Genomic DNA, 16451 nt, shown 5'->3' on the forward strand with positions numbered 1-16451 from the left:
GCAGGGGACTCCACAAACTTACAAGGCAGCCCCAACCTACGACCGCCAAAGGCGATCGTCTGTGAAGGCTATCACATTGACGAACCGAGACAATGTCGCAGCGATTGCAGGCTTCAAGTTCCGAAGAGCCGCCCGCTTCACCGCTTGAACCTTCTCGAGCCCATCAGTGACTAAGGCGGAGCGTGAAGCGAGTTGCGCGAATCCGCACCGCGACCACCGCTCGAGCGGCTTGCGACGGTTGAACGCGGGTCACCAATTCTGCGTCTAACAGACAGCAGCTCTGTCCTGCTGCGACGAAATTGTCGTGTGCACGAGGCCTTTATGAAGCTCGTCATCCTTGCTGCCCTCACTTTTGCTGCGCTGACCAGCGTCGGCCGCACCGAGGAGGTCGACGATATCCGCGAGGCCAGCAAGGCCGAGGCCGAGACCTTCAATACGCGGATGTATGTGAAGCCTCCCGGCGACAAGGCCTATGCCTGCTTCGTCCGCCGCTACGATGCCGACCATTTGGCGCGGCATCCGAAGCAGAAGGTCGCTTCGATGAAGCTGCTGGTCTCCGCGGAGTACGACAAGGAGGACAAGGAGCTGCACCACTCGTTCCGCCTTGGCTTCAGGTACCGTCACCGCAGCGGCGATTTCGACTCCAGCGGCTCGTGCAACCACGCCGTATTCACCAAGAGCGGCGACGAGGTGCGCCTCGGCTGCGGCGTCGACTGCGATGGCGGCGGCATCGGCGTTGCGCTCTCCAAGGACGACAAGTCCGCGATCGTCCGGCTCGAACGTGTCAGGGTCTGGCAGAACAACAAGCCGGACGATGACGCTGAGCATTCGCTGACCGCCGGCGCCGACGACAAGATTTTCCGGCTCGACCGGGCCGACAATCGCGAGTGCGCCTCGCTGGTGACCGACCGCAAGGAACTCGCGGCGCTGCGCCACAAGTGATATGCCTGCGGCAATGTCAGGCAATCCAGGGAGAATGCCATGAACCGCCGCAGCATCTTGTGGAGCGCCGTCTCGGCTTTGGGCGCAGCACTCGGCGCCTCCGGCGCCAGAGCCGCGACGGAAGTGAGCGCGAGTAGCAAGCTGAAAGTCGCCTATCACCTCAGCGACGCCGAGAAGGTCCATTTCGTGCTCGGCAATATCCAGAACCACATCGACGGCGTCGGCGGCCCCGAGCACGTGACGATCGCGCTGGTGATCCACGGCCCGGCGCTGAAGGCGTTTCACTCGGCGCAGGCCAACCCCGACGTCAGCAAGCGCGTCGGTGACTTCTCAAAGGGCGGCGTCGAGCTCGCCGCCTGCGGCAACACGATGAAGGCGCAGAACGTGACGCTGAGCGAGCTGCTGCCAGGCTTCGTCAACGCCGAGAACGGCGGCGTGGTGCGGCTCGCCGAGCTGCAGTCGCAGGGGTATCTGTATTTGCGGCCGTAGGCGGGCACGGCGATGGCTGGCGCAGCCCTTTCCGCGTCATTGCGAGGAGCCCTTGCGACGAAGCAATCCAGACAGCCTCCGCGGACAGATTCTGGATTGCTTCGCTGCGCTCGCAATGACGGGGAGTATGGCGGCGCCGCAGCCCTCGTCGTACTTGACTTACCCATAACTCCACAGTTATGTGTCTATCCATAACCTCCCGGGTATGGATTTTTCATGACTCCCACCCCCGACCTTCTGTTCAGAACGCTCGCCGACCCCACCCGGCGCGCGATCTTCGAGCGGCTGTGCCGTGAGGGGGAGCAGACGGTCGGGGCGCTGACGGCGCGATCAGGCGTGTCGCAGCCGGCGGTGTCGAAACATCTCGGCGCCCTGAAGCAGGCTGGGCTCGTGCGCGACCGGCACGAAGGACGGCAGACCCATTACAGCGCGCAGCCCGGTGCGCTCAATCCGCTGATCGACTGGACCGGTCAGATGGCCGCCTTCTGGCAGAAAAGGCTAGATGCCCTCGACGATCTCCTGAAGAGGATGGACCAATGAACGAACCCGCCGAGACGCGCTCCGTCGTCATCGAGCGCGAATTTGCCTATCCCACCGAGCGGCTCTGGCGCGCGCTGACGCAGCCGCATCTGATCGAGGAATGGCTGATGAAGAACGACTTCAAGCCGGTCGTCGGCCATCGCTTCAACCTGCGCGGCGAATGGGGCGGCGTGCTGGACTGCGAGGTGCTCACCATCGAGCCGCAGAAGACGCTCGCCTATACCTGGAATTTCTCGCATGAGGACGCCGCGTTCGATCTCAAGAGCATTGTCACCTTCACGCTGACGCCGACCAGCGCGGGCACGCATCTGCGTGTCGAGCAGGCGGGCTTCCGCCCCGCCCAGAAACAGGCGTTCGGCGGCGCGCATGCCGGCTGGAAGCAGTTTTTGGCCAAGCTGGATGATTTGCTGGCGCGAGCGAGCTAGCTCCGGCGCGGTCCATTCCGATCGTTCTTCAAAGGAGGTCCCAATGAGCACGTCCATGTGGATTCGGCAGATTCATCGCTGGCTGTCGATGGCTTTCACGCTCGCCGTCATCGCCAACATCGTGGCGATGACGATGCAGGTCGAGGCCGTGTGGATCGGCTTCCTGGCGCTGGTGCCGCTGATTCCGCTGCTCGCGACCGGGCTCTATCTGTTCGCGCTACCTTATCGCGGCCGCAGCAACGCGTGAACGAGGCCATGATGAAGAAGCCCGTGGCGGCGAAGACGAGCAGCGCGAAGCAAGCAGGTACCGCCTCGCCATCCAAGCTGATCGACGGCCGGATCAAGGAGCTCGGCGACTGGCGCGGCGAGATGCTGGGGCGGGTTCGCGCGCTGATCAAGGAGGCCGACCCTGATGTCGTCGAAGAGTGGAAATGGCGCGGTGTTCCCGTCTGGGAGCACGACGGCATCATCTGCACCGGCGAGACCTACAAGGAGGTCGTGAAGCTGACCTTCGCCAAGGGCGCCGCGCTGGCGGATCCCGCAGGTCTCTTCAATTCCAGCCTCGACGGCAATGTGCGCCGCGCGATCGATATTCGCGAGGGCGAAACGATCAACGAGAACGCGTTGAAGGCGCTGATCCGCGCGGCGGTCGAGCTGAATGCGAGCAAGAAGAAGCCGGGGAAGCGATCAGCCTCGTAGACGCGATGGGCCGCCACAAGTGCCTTCCTTCTCCCCTTGCGGGAGAAGGTGGCGCGAAGCGCCGGATGACGGGTCTCCATCGGCACGGGAGAGTGCGGAGAGATACCCCTCACCCCAGTGAGCTTATGTCTGCCGGCGTCGCTGCCCTCTCCCGCAAGGGGCGAGGGCACATCAATGCGCATCTCGCGTGGTGCCCCATGTAGGCAGCCCCCGTCACGCCACCGCCGCCGCTATCGGGCGCGGGCTGACGACGTATTCGCGCAGGACCTTGTCGTTGGCGTCGACCTCGATCAGTGCGACGTCGTAGGTCCAGAGATCGGCCAGGTGCTGGAGCACGCGCTTGGCGTCGGTCTCGTTGAGCTGCGAGCCCTTGATGACGTGGTGATGCAGGATCAGGCGGCGGTCGCCGGAGAGATCGACGTCGACCACCTCGATATTGGCATCGATGAAGCCGACATCGTGCTGCCGCGCCAGCTCACGGCGGACGCGGCGGAAGCCGCGCTCGTCGTGGATTGCGTCGACCCGGATGCCGGCGCGCTCCTCGGGATCGTCGTGCAGGTGGAACATGCGGAAGTGCCGCATCAATTTCGGGCTCAGGAATTGGCCGATGAAGCTCTCATCGCGGTAATTGGCCCAGACGTCGCGCAGCACGCCCATGACGTCGCCCTTGCCGGCGATGTCGGGGAACCACTCGCGGTCCTCGTCTTCGGGATTGGCGACGATGCGCTCGATGTCCTGCATCACCGCGAAGCCGAGCGCGTAGGGATTGAAGCCCGAGAAGCGCGGGTCGTCGAATTCGGGCTGGAACACCACATTGGTGTGCGACCCCAGAAATTCGAGGAAGTTGCCGTCGCTGATGCGACCCTGCTCGTGCAGCTTGGTCATGATGCGATAATGGACGTAGGTCGCCGTCCCCTCGTTCATGACCTTGGTCTGGCTCTGCGGATAGAAATATTGCGCGATGTGGCGAACGATGCGGAGCAGCTCGCGCTGCCAGGGCGCCAGCCGCGGCGCGCTCTTCTCCAGGAAATAGAGCAAATTCTCCTGCGGCAGGCCGAGCAGCTTGCGGCGGCGCTCGATGCTGAGCGTGGAGCGGCTCTTGGCGGCGCCCTTCGGCACGGTGCGCCAGAGATCGTTGAAGACCTCCTCCTCGTGCTGGCGGCGACGCCCTGCCCGCTTCTCCTCGGCGCGCAGATCGAGCTTCTTCTTGCCGGGATAACGGTCGATGCCGTGCGACATCAGCGCGTGCGCGGCGTCTAGCGTGCGCTCGACCTCGATGCGGCCGTAGCGATCCTCGCACTGCATGACGTAGTTCTTGGCGAAGTCGAGATAGTCCAGGATGCCGTCGGCATCGGTCCATTGCTTGAACAGATAATTGTTCTTGAAGAAATGGTTGTGGCCGAAGGCGGCGTGCGCGATCACCAGCGTCTGCATCGTCGCCGTGTTCTCCTCCATCAGATAGGATATGCAGGGCGAGGAGTTGATGACGATCTCGTAGGCCAGCCCCATCAGGCCCTTGCGGTAGGACGCCTCATGGAACGCGAAGTGCTTGCCGAACGACCAGTGCTTGTAGAACAGGGGCATGCCGACCGACGAATAGGCGTCCAGCATCTGCTCGGCGGTGATGACCTCGATCTGGTTCGGATAGACGTCGAGGCCGAGATCCTTCAGCGCCACCTCCTCGCAGGCATCGGTGATGCGCTGCAAGGTGTGGAAATCCCAATCGGCGCCTTCGAACAAACGTTCCTTCATGGAGCGGCCTTCTCCTGGGCAGTGTCGCGGCGCTGGAACAGATCGTGGAATACCGGGAAGATCTCGCTGCGCTCCGAGACCTTGCGCATCGAGAGCGGGGCGCCGCTGTTGCGCAGGCGTTCGTAGAGGCTCCAGAGCGAGGAGTCGGAGAGATCGAAGGCGCTGCCGCCGGCCTCGCCGACCTCGAGATAGGCGAAGAACTGGCAGACCGGCAGGATCTTCTCGGTCAAGAGGAGCCCCGTGAGCTCGCCGTCGGAATAGGAATTGTCGCCGTCGGAAGCCTGCGCGGCGTAGATGTTCCAATCCGACGGGTTGAAGCGCTCGCGCACGATCTCGTGCATCGCCTGCAGCGCACTGGAGACCAGCGTGCCGCCCGAGGCCGGACCGTAGAAGAAGGTTTGCTCATCGACCTCCTCGGCGCGGTCGGTGTGGCGGATGAAGACGATCTCGACGTGCTTGTAGCGCCGCTTCAGGAACACGTAGAGCAGCATGTAGAAGCGTTTCGCCAGGTCCTTCATGTGCTCGGACATCGAGCCGGAGACGTCCATCAGGCAGAACATCACGGCCTGCGCGACGGGCTTGGGCACCGTCTCGAAGCGCCGGTAGCGGATGTCGAGCGGATCGATGAAGGGGATGCGCTTCGACTTCGCCTTCAACGTTTCGAGCCGGGCCACGAGAGCCGCACGCTCGTCCTCGTCCGTGCATGCTTCGATCGCGGCTTCCAGCTCCTCGATCTCGTCCTTGCGCGGACGCTTGAGCGCGATGCGGCGGGCGAGCGCGAGCTTCACCGTCCGGCTCACCGAGATGTTGGCGGGCGAGCCGGTCATGGTGTAGCCGGCGCGCTGGATACCTTCGCTCTCGGTCTGCGCGATCTTGCGCTTGGCGAGATCCGGAAGCTCGAGGTCGTCGAGGAAGAGATCGACGAACTCGTCGCGGCTCAGCACAAAGCGGAAGGCGTCCTCGCTGTCGCCTTCGCCGGGACCGGAATCCTTGGCGCTGCCCTGGCCGGAGCGCTGGAGATAGTCGCCTTCGATGAACTTCTTGTTGCCGGGCAGCACCATGTCGCGCGTCCCGCCTTCACGGCGGAAACGCGGCTCGTGCATGCCGTCGAGCGGGATCGTGACCTCACCACCCTCCAGGACGTCCTTGATGTCGCGTTCCTGCGAGGTCTTCTTGACGGCGCCCTGCACCAGGGATTTGGCCCGACGCAAGAACCGCTGGCGGTTCTCAAGACTCTTGCCGCCTGGATTCAGGCGCCTGTCAATAATGTGAATGGGCACTTTACCATTCGCCTCCCATCCGCCTCAACCGGCCTGCTTCACGCGCATGTACCATTCGACGAGCCGGCGAACCTGACGTTCGGTATAGCCGCGCTCCACCATGCGTGCGACGAACTCGCCGTGCTTCTTCTCCGTCTCGCCGTCCTTCTTCGACCCGAAGGAGATGACCGGAAGCAGGTCCTCGACCTGGGAGAATATCCGCTTTTCGATCACATCGCGAATCTTCTCGTAGGAGGTCCAGGTCGGATTCTTGCCGCCGTTCTGGGCCCGCGACCGTAACGAGAATTTGACGACCTCGTTGCGGAAATCCTTGGGGTTGGCGATGCCCGCCGGCTTCTCGATTTTCGTCAGCTCCTGGTTCAAAAGCTCGCGATCGAGCAGCTGGCCGGTATCGGGATCCTTGAAGTCCTGGTCCTCGATCCAGGCGTCGGCATAGTCGACGTAGCGATCGAACAGGTTCTGCCCATAATCCGAGTAGGATTCGAGATAAGCCTTCTGGATCTCGTTGCCGATGAACTCGGCGTAGCGCGGTGCGAGCTCGGCCTTGATGAACTCGAGATAGCGTTTCTCGGTCTCCTCAGGCAGCTGCTCGCGGCGGATCGCCTGCTCCAGCGCGTACATCAGATGCACGGCGTCGGCGGCCACCTCCTGCGGATCGTGGTTGAACGTCGCAGCCAGGATCTTGAAGGCGAAGCGGGTCGAGGCGCCATCCATGCCTTCGTCGACGCCGGCGGCGTCGCGATATTCCTGGACGCTGCGCGCCTTCGGATCGGATTCCTTCAGGCTCTCGCCGTCGTAGACCCGCATCTTGGCGAACAGGGTGGAGTTCTCGTGCTTGCGCAGGCGCGACATCACCGAGAACCGCGCCAGCGTCTCCAGCGTCGACGGCGCGCAAGGAGCCGAGGCGAGCTCGGAGCCCTGGATCAGCTTCTCGTAGATCTTCTGCTCCTCGGTGACCCTGAGGCAGTAGGGCACCTTGATGACGCAGATGCGGTCGATGAAGGCTTCGTTGTTCTTGTTGGCCTTGAAGCTCGCCCACTCGGCCTCGTTCGAGTGCGCCAGGATGATGCCGGTGAACGGGATCGCGCCGATGTTCTCGGTGCCGATATAGTTGCCTTCCTGGGTTGCGGTCAGCAACGGGTGCAGCATCTTGATCGGCGCCTTGAACATCTCGACGAACTCGAGCACGCCCTGGTTGGCGCGGTTGAGGCCGCCGGAATAGCTGTAGGCGTCGGGATCGTTCTGGGCGTAGGTCTCGAGCTTGCGGATATCGACCTTGCCGACCAGCGAGGAGATGTCCTGGTTGTTCTCGTCACCGGGCTCGGTCTTGGCGATCGCGATCTGGCGCAGCCGCGACGGCTGGATCTTGGCGACCCGGAATTGCGAGATGTCGCCGCCGAAGGCTTCGAGCCGCTTGTAGCACCACGGGCTCATCAGGCCGGTGAGGCGACGGCGCGGAATGCCGTACTTCTCCTCCAGCATCGGACCGAGCTGATCGGGATCGAACAGGCTGAGCGGGCTCTCGAACACGGGCGAGAGCTCGTCGCCGGCCTTGAGCACGTAGATCGGCTGCACTTCCATCAGCGACTTGAGCCGCTCGGCGAGCGAGGACTTGCCGCCGCCGACCGGGCCGAGCAAATAGAGGATCTGCTTGCGCTCTTCGAGACCTTGCGCCGCATGGCGGAAGAAACCGACGATGCGCTCGATGGTTTCTTCCATGCCGTAGAAACCGGCGAAGGCCGGATAGGTGCGGATGGTGCGGTTCAAAAAAATACGGCCAAGGCGTGGGTCCTTGGCCGTGTCAATCGTCTGAGGCTCACCGATCGCCGCTAGCAGTCGTTCAGCCGCGTTCGCGTATTTCATGGGATCGCTTCGACACGATTCCAGATATTCCGCCATCGACATGTCGTGCTGGCTTCTCGCCTCGAACGACCGAGCGAAAGCGTTGAATAGAGAATCGTTGTACATGATCCCTCTCCGCGTGAGTTCCGCTACAAGCTGAAACGAAAGCAGTTACCGGACCGTTCCTCAGGCCGTTTCGAATCAGCGTGAGCACATGACAATCATTGGACACCCTGGTGCCGACTCGACGCAACGCACAACGTAGGCACTCCATGAGTTACGAACAGGCACCTGCCTGTAATTTGTGCGAATCTCCGTCTATTCTGGCTCATTTCCAGAAAATGTCACTCGGTCGCCACATCCGGGCGTTCCCGGGGATGGCCCCATCCGGCGGTGCAGCATAGCGATTGGGGAGCGGCGATCTTATGACGCTTGTACGGCGAAGCCTTGCGGTCCCCGTTCATCTTCCTGCTGCAATGCGGTGTGCTGGCGGCCTGTACGTCGCGGCAACGCGCAGCACCGTGTCACAGTCGCTGCCAGGCCAGGCCCACCCCGACGGATGACAACGCGATCGTTCTGTGCGTAACGGCCAGCTTGGGATGCTGCGGAGCTCTTCGCATGTCCGGCGTCGGCCTCAGCACGATCATTTCGTGACCGCGGCAATCTTCGAGCAAGATCTCCGCTATCGAACCCCGTGGTAGAAATTCATTGTCGATACGGAGAGCGCGGATGCGAAGGAGTGGATGACGACGACATGCCCGCTGGGCAGCGAGGCGCTAAGATCGGCCGGATGGTGACGACCTTTACGCAACAGTAAGCTGCCCGTCTGGATCGCCATGATCGCGACGGAGTTACACTGGAGGGTATGACTCCCGCACCCTTGATTGGTTCCCTCCCGGGTGCATGTAGGCTAGAGGATAGCGCGTCAGACCTTCGCGAAAACCCTCGTCCGCAGGCTTGGAGATAATAAGCATCATGAATCCCGTCAAAGAACTGGAAAAGCACGGACAGGCGGTCTGGCTCGACTTCCTGGCCCGCGGCTTCATCGCCAAGGGCGACCTGAAGCGGCTGATCGACACCGACGGCGTCAAGGGCGTCACCTCCAACCCGTCGATCTTCGAGAAGGCGATCGGCAGCTCGGACGAATATGACGCCCCGATTGGCAAGGCGCTGAAGCGCGGCGACCGCACCGTGGCCGACCTGTTCGAGGCCGTTGCGATCGAGGACATCCAGAACGCCGCCGACGTGCTGCGCCCGGTCTACGACCGCCTCAAGGGCGGCGACGGCTATGTCAGCCTGGAGGTCTCGCCCTATCTCGCCATGGACACATCGGGCACGATCGCGGAGGCGCGGCGGCTCTGGAAGGACGTCGGTCGCAAGAACCTGATGGTGAAGGTGCCGGCGACGCCGGAGGGCCTGCCGGCGATCGAGCAACTGATCAGCGAGGGCATCAGCATCAACATCACGCTGCTGTTCTCCAAGGCCGTCTATCTCGAGGTGGCCGAAGCCTACATCGCCGGTCTGGAGACCTACGTCGCCGGCGGCGGCGATCCGTCGCATGTGGCCAGCGTCGCCAGCTTCTTCGTCAGCCGGATCGATTCGGTGGTCGACAAGCAGCTGGACGAGAAGATCGCCCGCGCCAACGATCCGTCCGAGAAGGAACGTCTCGCCGCGCTCAAGGGCAAGGTGGCGATCGCCAACGCCAAGCTCGCCTACCAGGACTACAAGCGCCTGTTCGCAGGCCCCCGCTGGGAGAAGCTCGCCGCCAAGGGCGCCAAGCCGCAGCGCATGCTGTGGGCCTCCACCGGCACCAAGAACAAGGATTACAGCGACGTCCTCTATGTCGAGGAGCTGATCGGCCCAGACACCATCAACACCGTGCCGCCGGCAACGCTGGATGCGTTCCGCGACCACGGCAAGCCGCGCGACAGCCTGGAAGAGAACGTCGAGGACGCGAAGCGCGTGCTGGACGAGCTGGAGCGCTCCGGCATCTCGCTCGATGCGATCGCCGAGGAGCTGGTCAAGGACGGCGTCAAGCTGTTTGCGGATGCCGCCGACAAGCTCTACGGCGCCGTCGCCCACAAGCGCGCCGTCGTGCTCGGGCCCGCACTCGACCGCCAGCAGCTTTCGCTGGGCGAGGCGCTCGGCAAGGCGCTGGCCAAGACCACGGAGGAATGGCGGGCGTCGGCCAAGATCCGCAGGGTGTGGCAGCGCGACAAGTCGGTCTGGACCGGCGCGGACGAGGACAAATGGCTGGGCTGGCTCGACAGCCCGGCGAAGGCCGACATTGCCGATTACGAGGACTATGCGGGCCGCGTGAAGGGCCAGAAATTCTCCGACGCCGTCGTGCTCGGCATGGGCGGCTCCAGCCTCGGCCCCGAGGTGCTGGCGGAGACCTTCGGCAAGAAGCCCGGCTTCCCCAAGCTGCATGTGCTCGACTCCACCGATCCGGCACAGGTGCGGGCGATGGAGGCGAAGATCGACATCGCCAACACCGTCTTCATCGTCTCCAGCAAGTCCGGCGGCACCACCGAGCCGAACGCGATGAAGGACTATTTCCACGAGCAGGTTGCCAAGGCGGTGGGTGCAAAGGTGAAGACCGGGCATCGCTTCATCGCGGTGACCGACCCCGGCTCGTCGCTGGAGAAGGCGGCGAAGCAGCTGAACTACGCCCGCATCTTCCATGGCGAGCCCTCGATCGGCGGACGCTATTCGGTGCTCTCGCCCTTCGGCTTGGTGCCGGCGGCAACCGCGGGCATCGACGTCAAGAGCTTCGTCAAGCATGCGCTGGCGATGGCCCGCTCCTGTGGCCCCGATGTGCCGCCGTCCGAAAACCCGGGCGTGCAGCTCGGCCTTGCCATAGGTCTCGCGGGACTCGAAGGCCGCGACAAGGTGACGATCCTGGCGTCGAAGAAGATCGCCGATTTCGGCGCCTGGGCCGAGCAGCTGATCGCGGAATCGACCGGCAAGGAGGGCAAGGGCCTGATCCCGATCGAGGGCGAGCCGCTGGGCGATCCCTCCGTCTACGGCAACGACCGTTTCTTCATCGACATCCGCGTCGAAGGCGAAGCGGACGCCGCACATGACTCCCAGCTTGCCGCGATCGAGGCGGCGGGTCACCCCGTGGTGCGCATCGTCATGAAGTCGATCGAGCATCTCGGCCAGGAATTCTTCCGCTTCGAGATGGCAACCGCCGTGGCCGGCAGCATTCTCGGCATCAACCCGTTCGACCAGCCGGACGTCGAAGCAGCCAAGATCAAGACCCGCGAGCTCACCGCCGCGTTCGAGAAGACCGGCAAGCTGCCGGCGGAAGAGCCGGTGGTCAGCACCAAGGACGCCGATCTCTACACCGACGAGACCAATGCCACGGCGCTGCGCGCCGCCGGCGCCAATGGCGATCTCGGCTCCTGGCTGAAGGCGCATCTGTCGCGATCCAGCGACGGAGACTACGTCGCCCTGCTCGGCTACATCGCGCGCGACAAGGCCACGATCGACGCGCTTCAGGCCATGCGCCTCGAGGTGCGCGAGAAGCGGCATGTCGCGACCTGCGCCGAGTTCGGCCCGCGCTTCTTGCACTCGACGGGACAGGCCTACAAGGGCGGGCCCGACAGCGGCGTCTTCCTCCAGATCACCGCCGATGACGCCAAGGACCTGCCTGTGCCGGGCCAGAAGGCGAGCTTCGGCGTGATCAAGGCGGCGCAGGCCCGCGGCGATTTCGACGTGCTGACGGAACGCGGCCGGCGTGCGCTGCGGGTGCACCTGAAGGGCGGGCTCAAGAAAGGCCTTGCCGCGCTCAATGCAGCGCTCAACGACGCGCTGAACTAAAGGAATAATGCAGATGCAACTCGGCATGATCGGCCTCGGCCGAATGGGCGGCAACATCGTTCGCCGCCTGATGCGCCACGGGCATTCGACGGTGGTCTACGACAAGGACGCCAAGGCCGTCGCGGGCCTTGCCGCCGACGGCGCGGTCGGCTCGGCGACGCTGGAAGAGTTCGTCGCCAAGCTGGAGCGGCCGCGCACGGCCTGGGTGATGCTGCCGGCAGGACGCATCACCGAGACCACGATCGAGACGATCGCCGGCGTGATGCAGGAAGGCGACGTCATCATCGACGGCGGCAACACCTTCTGGCAGGACGACGTCCGCCGCGGCAAGGCGCTGAAGGCGCGCGGCATCCATTATGTCGATGTCGGCACCTCAGGCGGCGTTTGGGGGCTCGACCGCGGTTACTGCATGATGATCGGCGGCGAGAAGCAGGTGGTCGACCGGCTCGATCCGATCTTCGCGGCGCTCGCGCCGGGCGCCGGCGACATTCCGCGCACGCCGGGGCGCCAGGGCCGCGATCCCCGCGTCGAGCAAGGCTACATCCACGCCGGGCCCGTCGGCGCAGGCCATTTCGTCAAGATGATCCACAACGGCATCGAGTACGGCCTGATGCAGGCCTATGCCGAAGGTTTCGACATCCTCAGGAATGCCAATATCGAGGCTTTGCCGGCAGATCATCGCTACGATTTCGATCTCGCCGACATCGCTGAAGTGTGGCGGCGTGGCAGCGTGATTCCGTCCTGGCTGCTCGACCTCACCTCGACCGCCCTCGCCGACAGTCCGCAACTGTCGGAATATTCCGGCTTCGTGGAGGATTCCGGCGAAGGCCGCTGGACCGTGAATGCGGCGGTCGACGAGGCCGTGCCGGCCGAGGTTTTGACCGCGGCGCTCTACACACGTTTCCGTTCCCGCAAGGAACACACCTTCGCCGAAAAAATTCTTTCGGCGATGCGTGCAGGGTTCGGCGGGCACAAGGAGCCGACGCAGCCGGGCGCGGCGAAGCCGAAGTAACGAGTAACCAAGCGAAGGCCGACCATTCGTGACAAAAGACCCGCAGCCAAAGCGCAAGCCGGAAAATTGCGCCTTCGTCATCTTCGGCGTCACCGGCGATCTCACCCATCGCCTGGTGATGCCCTCGCTCTACAACCTGGCCGCCGAGCATCTTCTGCCGGAGAAATTCTGCGTCGTCGGCGTCGCCCGCAGGGGCCAGTCGGATGAGGAGCTTCGCGACAGCCTGCTGAAGGGCTTGCGGCAATTCGCGACGCGCCCGGTGGACGACGACATCGCGACGAGGCTTTTGGAATGCGTGACCTTCGTCGAGGCCGACGCAAAGGATCCGCCCTCCTTCGACCGCCTGCGCCAGCATCTGGATTCGCTGGAATGCGCGCAGGACACCGGCGGCAACCGGCTGTTCTATCTGGCAACGCCGCCGGCCGCGTTCGCGCCGACCGCGCGGGAGCTCGGCCGCACCGGCATGATGAGGGAGAACGGCGCCTGGCGGCGGCTCGTGATCGAAAAGCCGTTCGGCACCGATCTGGCCTCGGCCCGCGCGCTGAATGCCGAACTCTTGAAGATCATGGACGAGCACCAGATCTACCGGATTGATCATTATCTCGGCAAGGAAACGGTGCAGAACATCCTGGTGCTGCGCTTTGCCAACGGCATGTTCGAGCCCATCTGGAATCGCAACCACATCGACCACATCCAGATCACCGTGGAAGAGAAGCTCGGGGTCGGCCACCGCGGCGGCTTCTATGATGCCACCGGCGCGCTGCGCGACATGGTGCCGAACCACCTGTTCCAGCTGATGTCGCTGGTCGCGATGGAGCCTCCCGCCCGCTTCGACGCACATTCCGTACGCTCCGAGAAGGCGGACGTGCTGACATCGATCCAGCTGCCCAGCCGGGAGGACGCACTGAAGAATTCGGTGCGCGCGCAATATCTCGCGGGCCGCAGCGGCGACGACGAGATCACGGACTATCGCAAGACCGCGGACGTCAAGCCCGACAGCACCACCGAGACCTTTGTCGCGCTCAAGCTGATGATCGACAATTGGCGCTGGGCAGGCGTGCCGTTCTACTTGCGCACCGGCAAGGCGCTCGGCCACAAGCGCACCGAAGTCGCGATCAAGTTCAAGCAGGCCCCGCTGTCGATGTTCTCAGGGACGGACGTCGACCGCCTGTCGCAGAACTTCCTCACCATCGGCATCGCGCCGACTGAGACCATCGAGCTGCAGTTCAACGCCAAGATCCCGGGGCCGAGCATCACCATCGACGGCGTCGAGATGAAGTTCCGCTATGGCGACTATTTCCGCGCCGATCCCTCGACCGGCTATGAGACGCTGATCTACGACTGCATGATCGGCGACAACATCCTGTTCCAGCGCGCCGACGGCATCGAGGCCGGCTGGCAGGCCGTGCAGCCGTTCCTGGATGCCTGGAAGGGCGCGGGCAGCAACGGCATCGAAACCTATGAAGCCGGCAGCGACGGCCCTGCCTGCGCCGACGAGCTGCTCCGGCGCGACGGGCGAAGCTGGCGGAAGTTCTCGTGATGGCTCAGGCCGAGCAGCCGAAGCTGATCGTCGAGGCCGATGCCGAAGCTCTCGCCCGCGCCGCGGCCGAACGCGTGCTGGCGCGGATCGCGGCCAATGCCGGCCGGATTGCAATCTGCCTCACCGGCGGCTCCAGCCCGAGGACGCTGTATCAGTTGCTCGGCAGCGAGGCCTGGCGCGGCAGGATTCCGTGGGAGCGCGTGCACTGGTTCATCGGCGACGAGCGTTTCGTGCCCGACAGCGATCCCCTCAACAACATGGCGGTCGCCCGCGCGACCTTTCTCGATCGCCACGCGCCCGCCGGCCATATTCACCCGATCCCGACCACAGCCGACAATCCCGATGCCGCTGCGGAAGCCTACGCGCGTGAGCTGCAGGCCTTCTATGGCGGAGACCAGCTCGATCCCGCACGTCCGCTGTTCGATCTCGTCCTGATGGGCGCCGGACCGGACGGCCACACCGCCTCGCTGTTTCCCGGTTACCCCGACATCGAGGAGACCCGACGCTGGGTCGTCGGCGTTCCCAAGGCGAACGTTGCGCCGTTCGTGCCGCGGGTCTCGCTCACCCTGCCCGCTTTGGCCTCCTGCCGCGAGATGCTGTTCGAGATTGCCGGGCACGACAAGCGGCCGATCTTGACGCGCCTCTGCAATGGCGAGAATCTGCCGGCCTTACGCGCGCGCTCGGACGGCGAAACCGTCTGGCTGGTCGACAGGGCCGCGCTTCCGGAGGACATTCGTGGGCCGCGCTGAAGCACCCTGTGCATTGATCGTGATGGGCGTGTCGGGCTCGGGCAAGAGCACGGTCGCGAAGGCGCTCGGCGAGCGCCTCGGCTGGCGCTTCGAGGACGGCGACAGCTTCCATCCCGCCAGCAATGTCGAGAAGATGCGAGCCGGACATCCCCTCACCGACGAAGATCGCTGGCCCTGGCTGAATGCCATCGCCGACGAGATCGCGCGGGTCTGCGGCCGCGGCGAGCACGTCATCATCGCCTGCTCGGCGCTGAAGCACGCCTATCGCGACGTGCTGCTGCGCGGACGCGATGACGTCCGCTTCGTGTTCCTGAAGGGCACGAAGGAGCTGATCGCCGAGCGGCTCGCGCAGCGCAAGGGGCACTTCATGCCGCCCGGACTGCTCGCCAGCCAGTTCGAGACGCTGGAGCCTCCGGAGCCGGGCGAGCACGTCATCACCGTCTCGATCGACGAGACCGTCGAGGCGATCGTAGACGGCATCGTGCGGCAGCTCAAACTGGGCGGCGCAACACCCAAGGTTCTGCCATGACCCAAATCTCACTCGTGGTCTCCGACGTCGACGGCACGCTGCTGACCAAGGACAAAACGCTAACGGAGCGCGCGAAGAACGCCGTGCAGCGGCTGCACCAGGCTGGCATCGGTTTCACCATCACCTCCAGCCGTCCGGCGATCGGCATGCGCTTCTTGATCGAGCCGCTGGCGCTGTGGCTGCCGGTTGGGCCGTTCAACGGCTCCTCGATCGTCGATCCCGAGATGCGGCCGGTCGAGCAGCACCTGATTCCCGCGCGCGCGGCCGAGCGCACCTTGCAGATCCTCCGCGATTACGGCGCCGATATCTGGCTGTTCACCACCGACAAATGGCTGATCGACAATCCCAGCGGCAGCTACGTCGCGCACGAGCGGCACACGATCCGCTCCGATCCGACGATCGTGACTGACTTCTCGCCCTATCTTGCCAGCGCCTGTAAGATCGTCGGCGCCAGCGCCGACGCCGCCCGGCTCGAGGCGTGCGAGAAGGTGATGCAGGAAGCCCTCGGCAGCGCGGCGACCGCGGTGCGCTCGCAGACCTATTATCTCGACATCACCCCGCCGGGCTTCAACAAGGGCACGTTCGTGCAAGCGATGGCCAAGCGCCTCGGCATCTCGACCGACGCGGTCGCCACCATCGGCGACATGCAGAACGACCTCGCGATGTTCCGCGTCAGCGGCACCTCGATCGCCATGGGCAACGCCGCCGACAACGTCAAGGACGAGGCGACGCACGTCACTGCGACCAACGAGCAGGACGGTTTTGCCGAGGCGATGGAGATGATCTTGACGCGGAATGGGATGGGCTGAGCGATCGGCCAATGGTGC

Annotated in this window: 15 protein-coding genes; 12 read left to right on the forward strand and 3 right to left on the reverse strand. The window is 64.2% G+C overall.

Annotation, left to right across the window (positions count from 1 at the left end; translation table 11 throughout):
* Positions 1–321 precede the first annotated feature (321 nt).
* From I6F28_RS01825 to I6F28_RS01850, 6 genes are all read left to right on the forward strand, one after another.
* Positions 322–942 carry a hypothetical protein gene (locus I6F28_RS01825; protein ID WP_225139143.1) on the forward strand — a complete coding sequence of 207 codons (621 nt, stop codon included), beginning with the start codon at positions 322–324 and terminating at the stop codon, positions 940–942.
* A 39-nt stretch (positions 943–981) separates the two neighbouring features.
* Positions 982–1431 (forward strand): DsrE family protein, encoded by a 450-nt coding sequence (locus tag I6F28_RS01830; RefSeq protein ID WP_225139144.1) that lies wholly within the window; start codon positions 982–984, stop codon positions 1429–1431.
* 216 nt (positions 1432–1647) lie between these two features.
* Positions 1648–1971 (forward strand): ArsR/SmtB family transcription factor, encoded by a 324-nt coding sequence (locus I6F28_RS01835; protein WP_225139145.1) that lies wholly within the window; start codon positions 1648–1650, stop codon positions 1969–1971.
* Entirely contained in the window at positions 1968–2396 is a 429-nt protein-coding gene (locus I6F28_RS01840; RefSeq protein ID WP_225139146.1) for an SRPBCC family protein, read from the forward strand. The genes I6F28_RS01835 and I6F28_RS01840 overlap by 4 nt, the downstream gene beginning before the upstream one ends.
* A gap of 43 nt (positions 2397–2439) precedes the next feature.
* On the forward strand, positions 2440–2643 hold the full coding sequence (locus tag I6F28_RS01845) for a hypothetical protein (RefSeq protein ID WP_225139147.1): 204 nt from the start codon (positions 2440–2442) through the stop codon (positions 2641–2643).
* A gap of 11 nt (positions 2644–2654) precedes the next feature.
* Positions 2655–3095 carry a DUF1801 domain-containing protein gene (locus I6F28_RS01850; protein ID WP_109145916.1) on the forward strand — a complete coding sequence of 147 codons (441 nt, stop codon included), beginning with the start codon at positions 2655–2657 and terminating at the stop codon, positions 3093–3095.
* Between the two features lie 213 nt (positions 3096–3308).
* On the opposite strand, the gene I6F28_RS01855 is transcribed toward I6F28_RS01850, so the two are convergent.
* The 3 genes from I6F28_RS01855 to I6F28_RS01865 are packed head-to-tail and all read right to left on the reverse strand — an operon-like array spanning position 3309 to position 8095.
* Positions 3309–4847, reverse strand: a complete 1539-nt coding sequence (locus I6F28_RS01855) for a SpoVR family protein (RefSeq protein WP_225112114.1) — start codon at positions 4845–4847, stop codon at positions 3309–3311.
* The gene (locus tag I6F28_RS01860) at positions 4844–6121 is read right to left on the reverse strand and encodes a YeaH/YhbH family protein (protein ID WP_193374965.1); all 1278 of its coding nucleotides are present in this window, start codon (positions 6119–6121) and stop codon (positions 4844–4846) included. The genes I6F28_RS01855 and I6F28_RS01860 overlap by 4 nt, the downstream gene beginning before the upstream one ends.
* Positions 6122–6151: 30 nt before the next feature.
* A complete protein-coding gene (locus I6F28_RS01865; RefSeq protein WP_036007284.1) occupies positions 6152–8095 on the reverse strand; it encodes a PrkA family serine protein kinase in 1944 nt (647 codons plus the stop codon).
* Positions 8096–8944: 849 nt separating this feature from the next.
* On the opposite strand from I6F28_RS01865, the gene I6F28_RS01870 reads away from it, so the two are divergent.
* Genes I6F28_RS01870 through I6F28_RS01895 form a run of 6 tightly spaced genes read left to right on the forward strand, consistent with a single transcriptional unit; the run spans position 8945 to position 16433 of the window.
* A complete protein-coding gene (locus tag I6F28_RS01870; protein ID WP_225126087.1) occupies positions 8945–11794 on the forward strand; it encodes a bifunctional transaldolase/phosoglucose isomerase in 2850 nt (949 codons plus the stop codon).
* Positions 11795–11807: 13 nt separating this feature from the next.
* Positions 11808–12806, forward strand: a complete 999-nt coding sequence (gene gnd / locus I6F28_RS01875) for a phosphogluconate dehydrogenase (NAD(+)-dependent, decarboxylating) (RefSeq protein ID WP_225139148.1) — start codon at positions 11808–11810, stop codon at positions 12804–12806.
* A 28-nt stretch (positions 12807–12834) separates the two neighbouring features.
* Complete coding sequence (gene zwf / locus I6F28_RS01880; protein ID WP_036007281.1) at positions 12835–14346, forward strand: glucose-6-phosphate dehydrogenase; 1512 nt, start codon at positions 12835–12837, stop codon at positions 14344–14346.
* Complete coding sequence (gene pgl, locus I6F28_RS01885; RefSeq protein ID WP_225139149.1) at positions 14346–15095, forward strand: 6-phosphogluconolactonase; 750 nt, start codon at positions 14346–14348, stop codon at positions 15093–15095. Before zwf ends, pgl begins: the two co-directional genes overlap by 1 nt.
* A 22-nt stretch (positions 15096–15117) precedes the next feature.
* On the forward strand, positions 15118–15624 hold the full coding sequence (locus I6F28_RS01890; RefSeq protein ID WP_050996012.1) for a gluconokinase: 507 nt from the start codon (positions 15118–15120) through the stop codon (positions 15622–15624).
* On the forward strand, positions 15621–16433 hold the full coding sequence (locus tag I6F28_RS01895; RefSeq protein ID WP_036007275.1) for a Cof-type HAD-IIB family hydrolase: 813 nt from the start codon (positions 15621–15623) through the stop codon (positions 16431–16433). Before I6F28_RS01890 ends, I6F28_RS01895 begins: the two co-directional genes overlap by 4 nt.
* The last annotated feature ends 18 nt before the right edge of the window (positions 16434–16451 follow it).

The organism is Bradyrhizobium sp. NBAIM14, assembly GCF_020193895.1.
GTDB lineage: Bacteria > Pseudomonadota > Alphaproteobacteria > Rhizobiales > Xanthobacteraceae > Bradyrhizobium > Bradyrhizobium yuanmingense.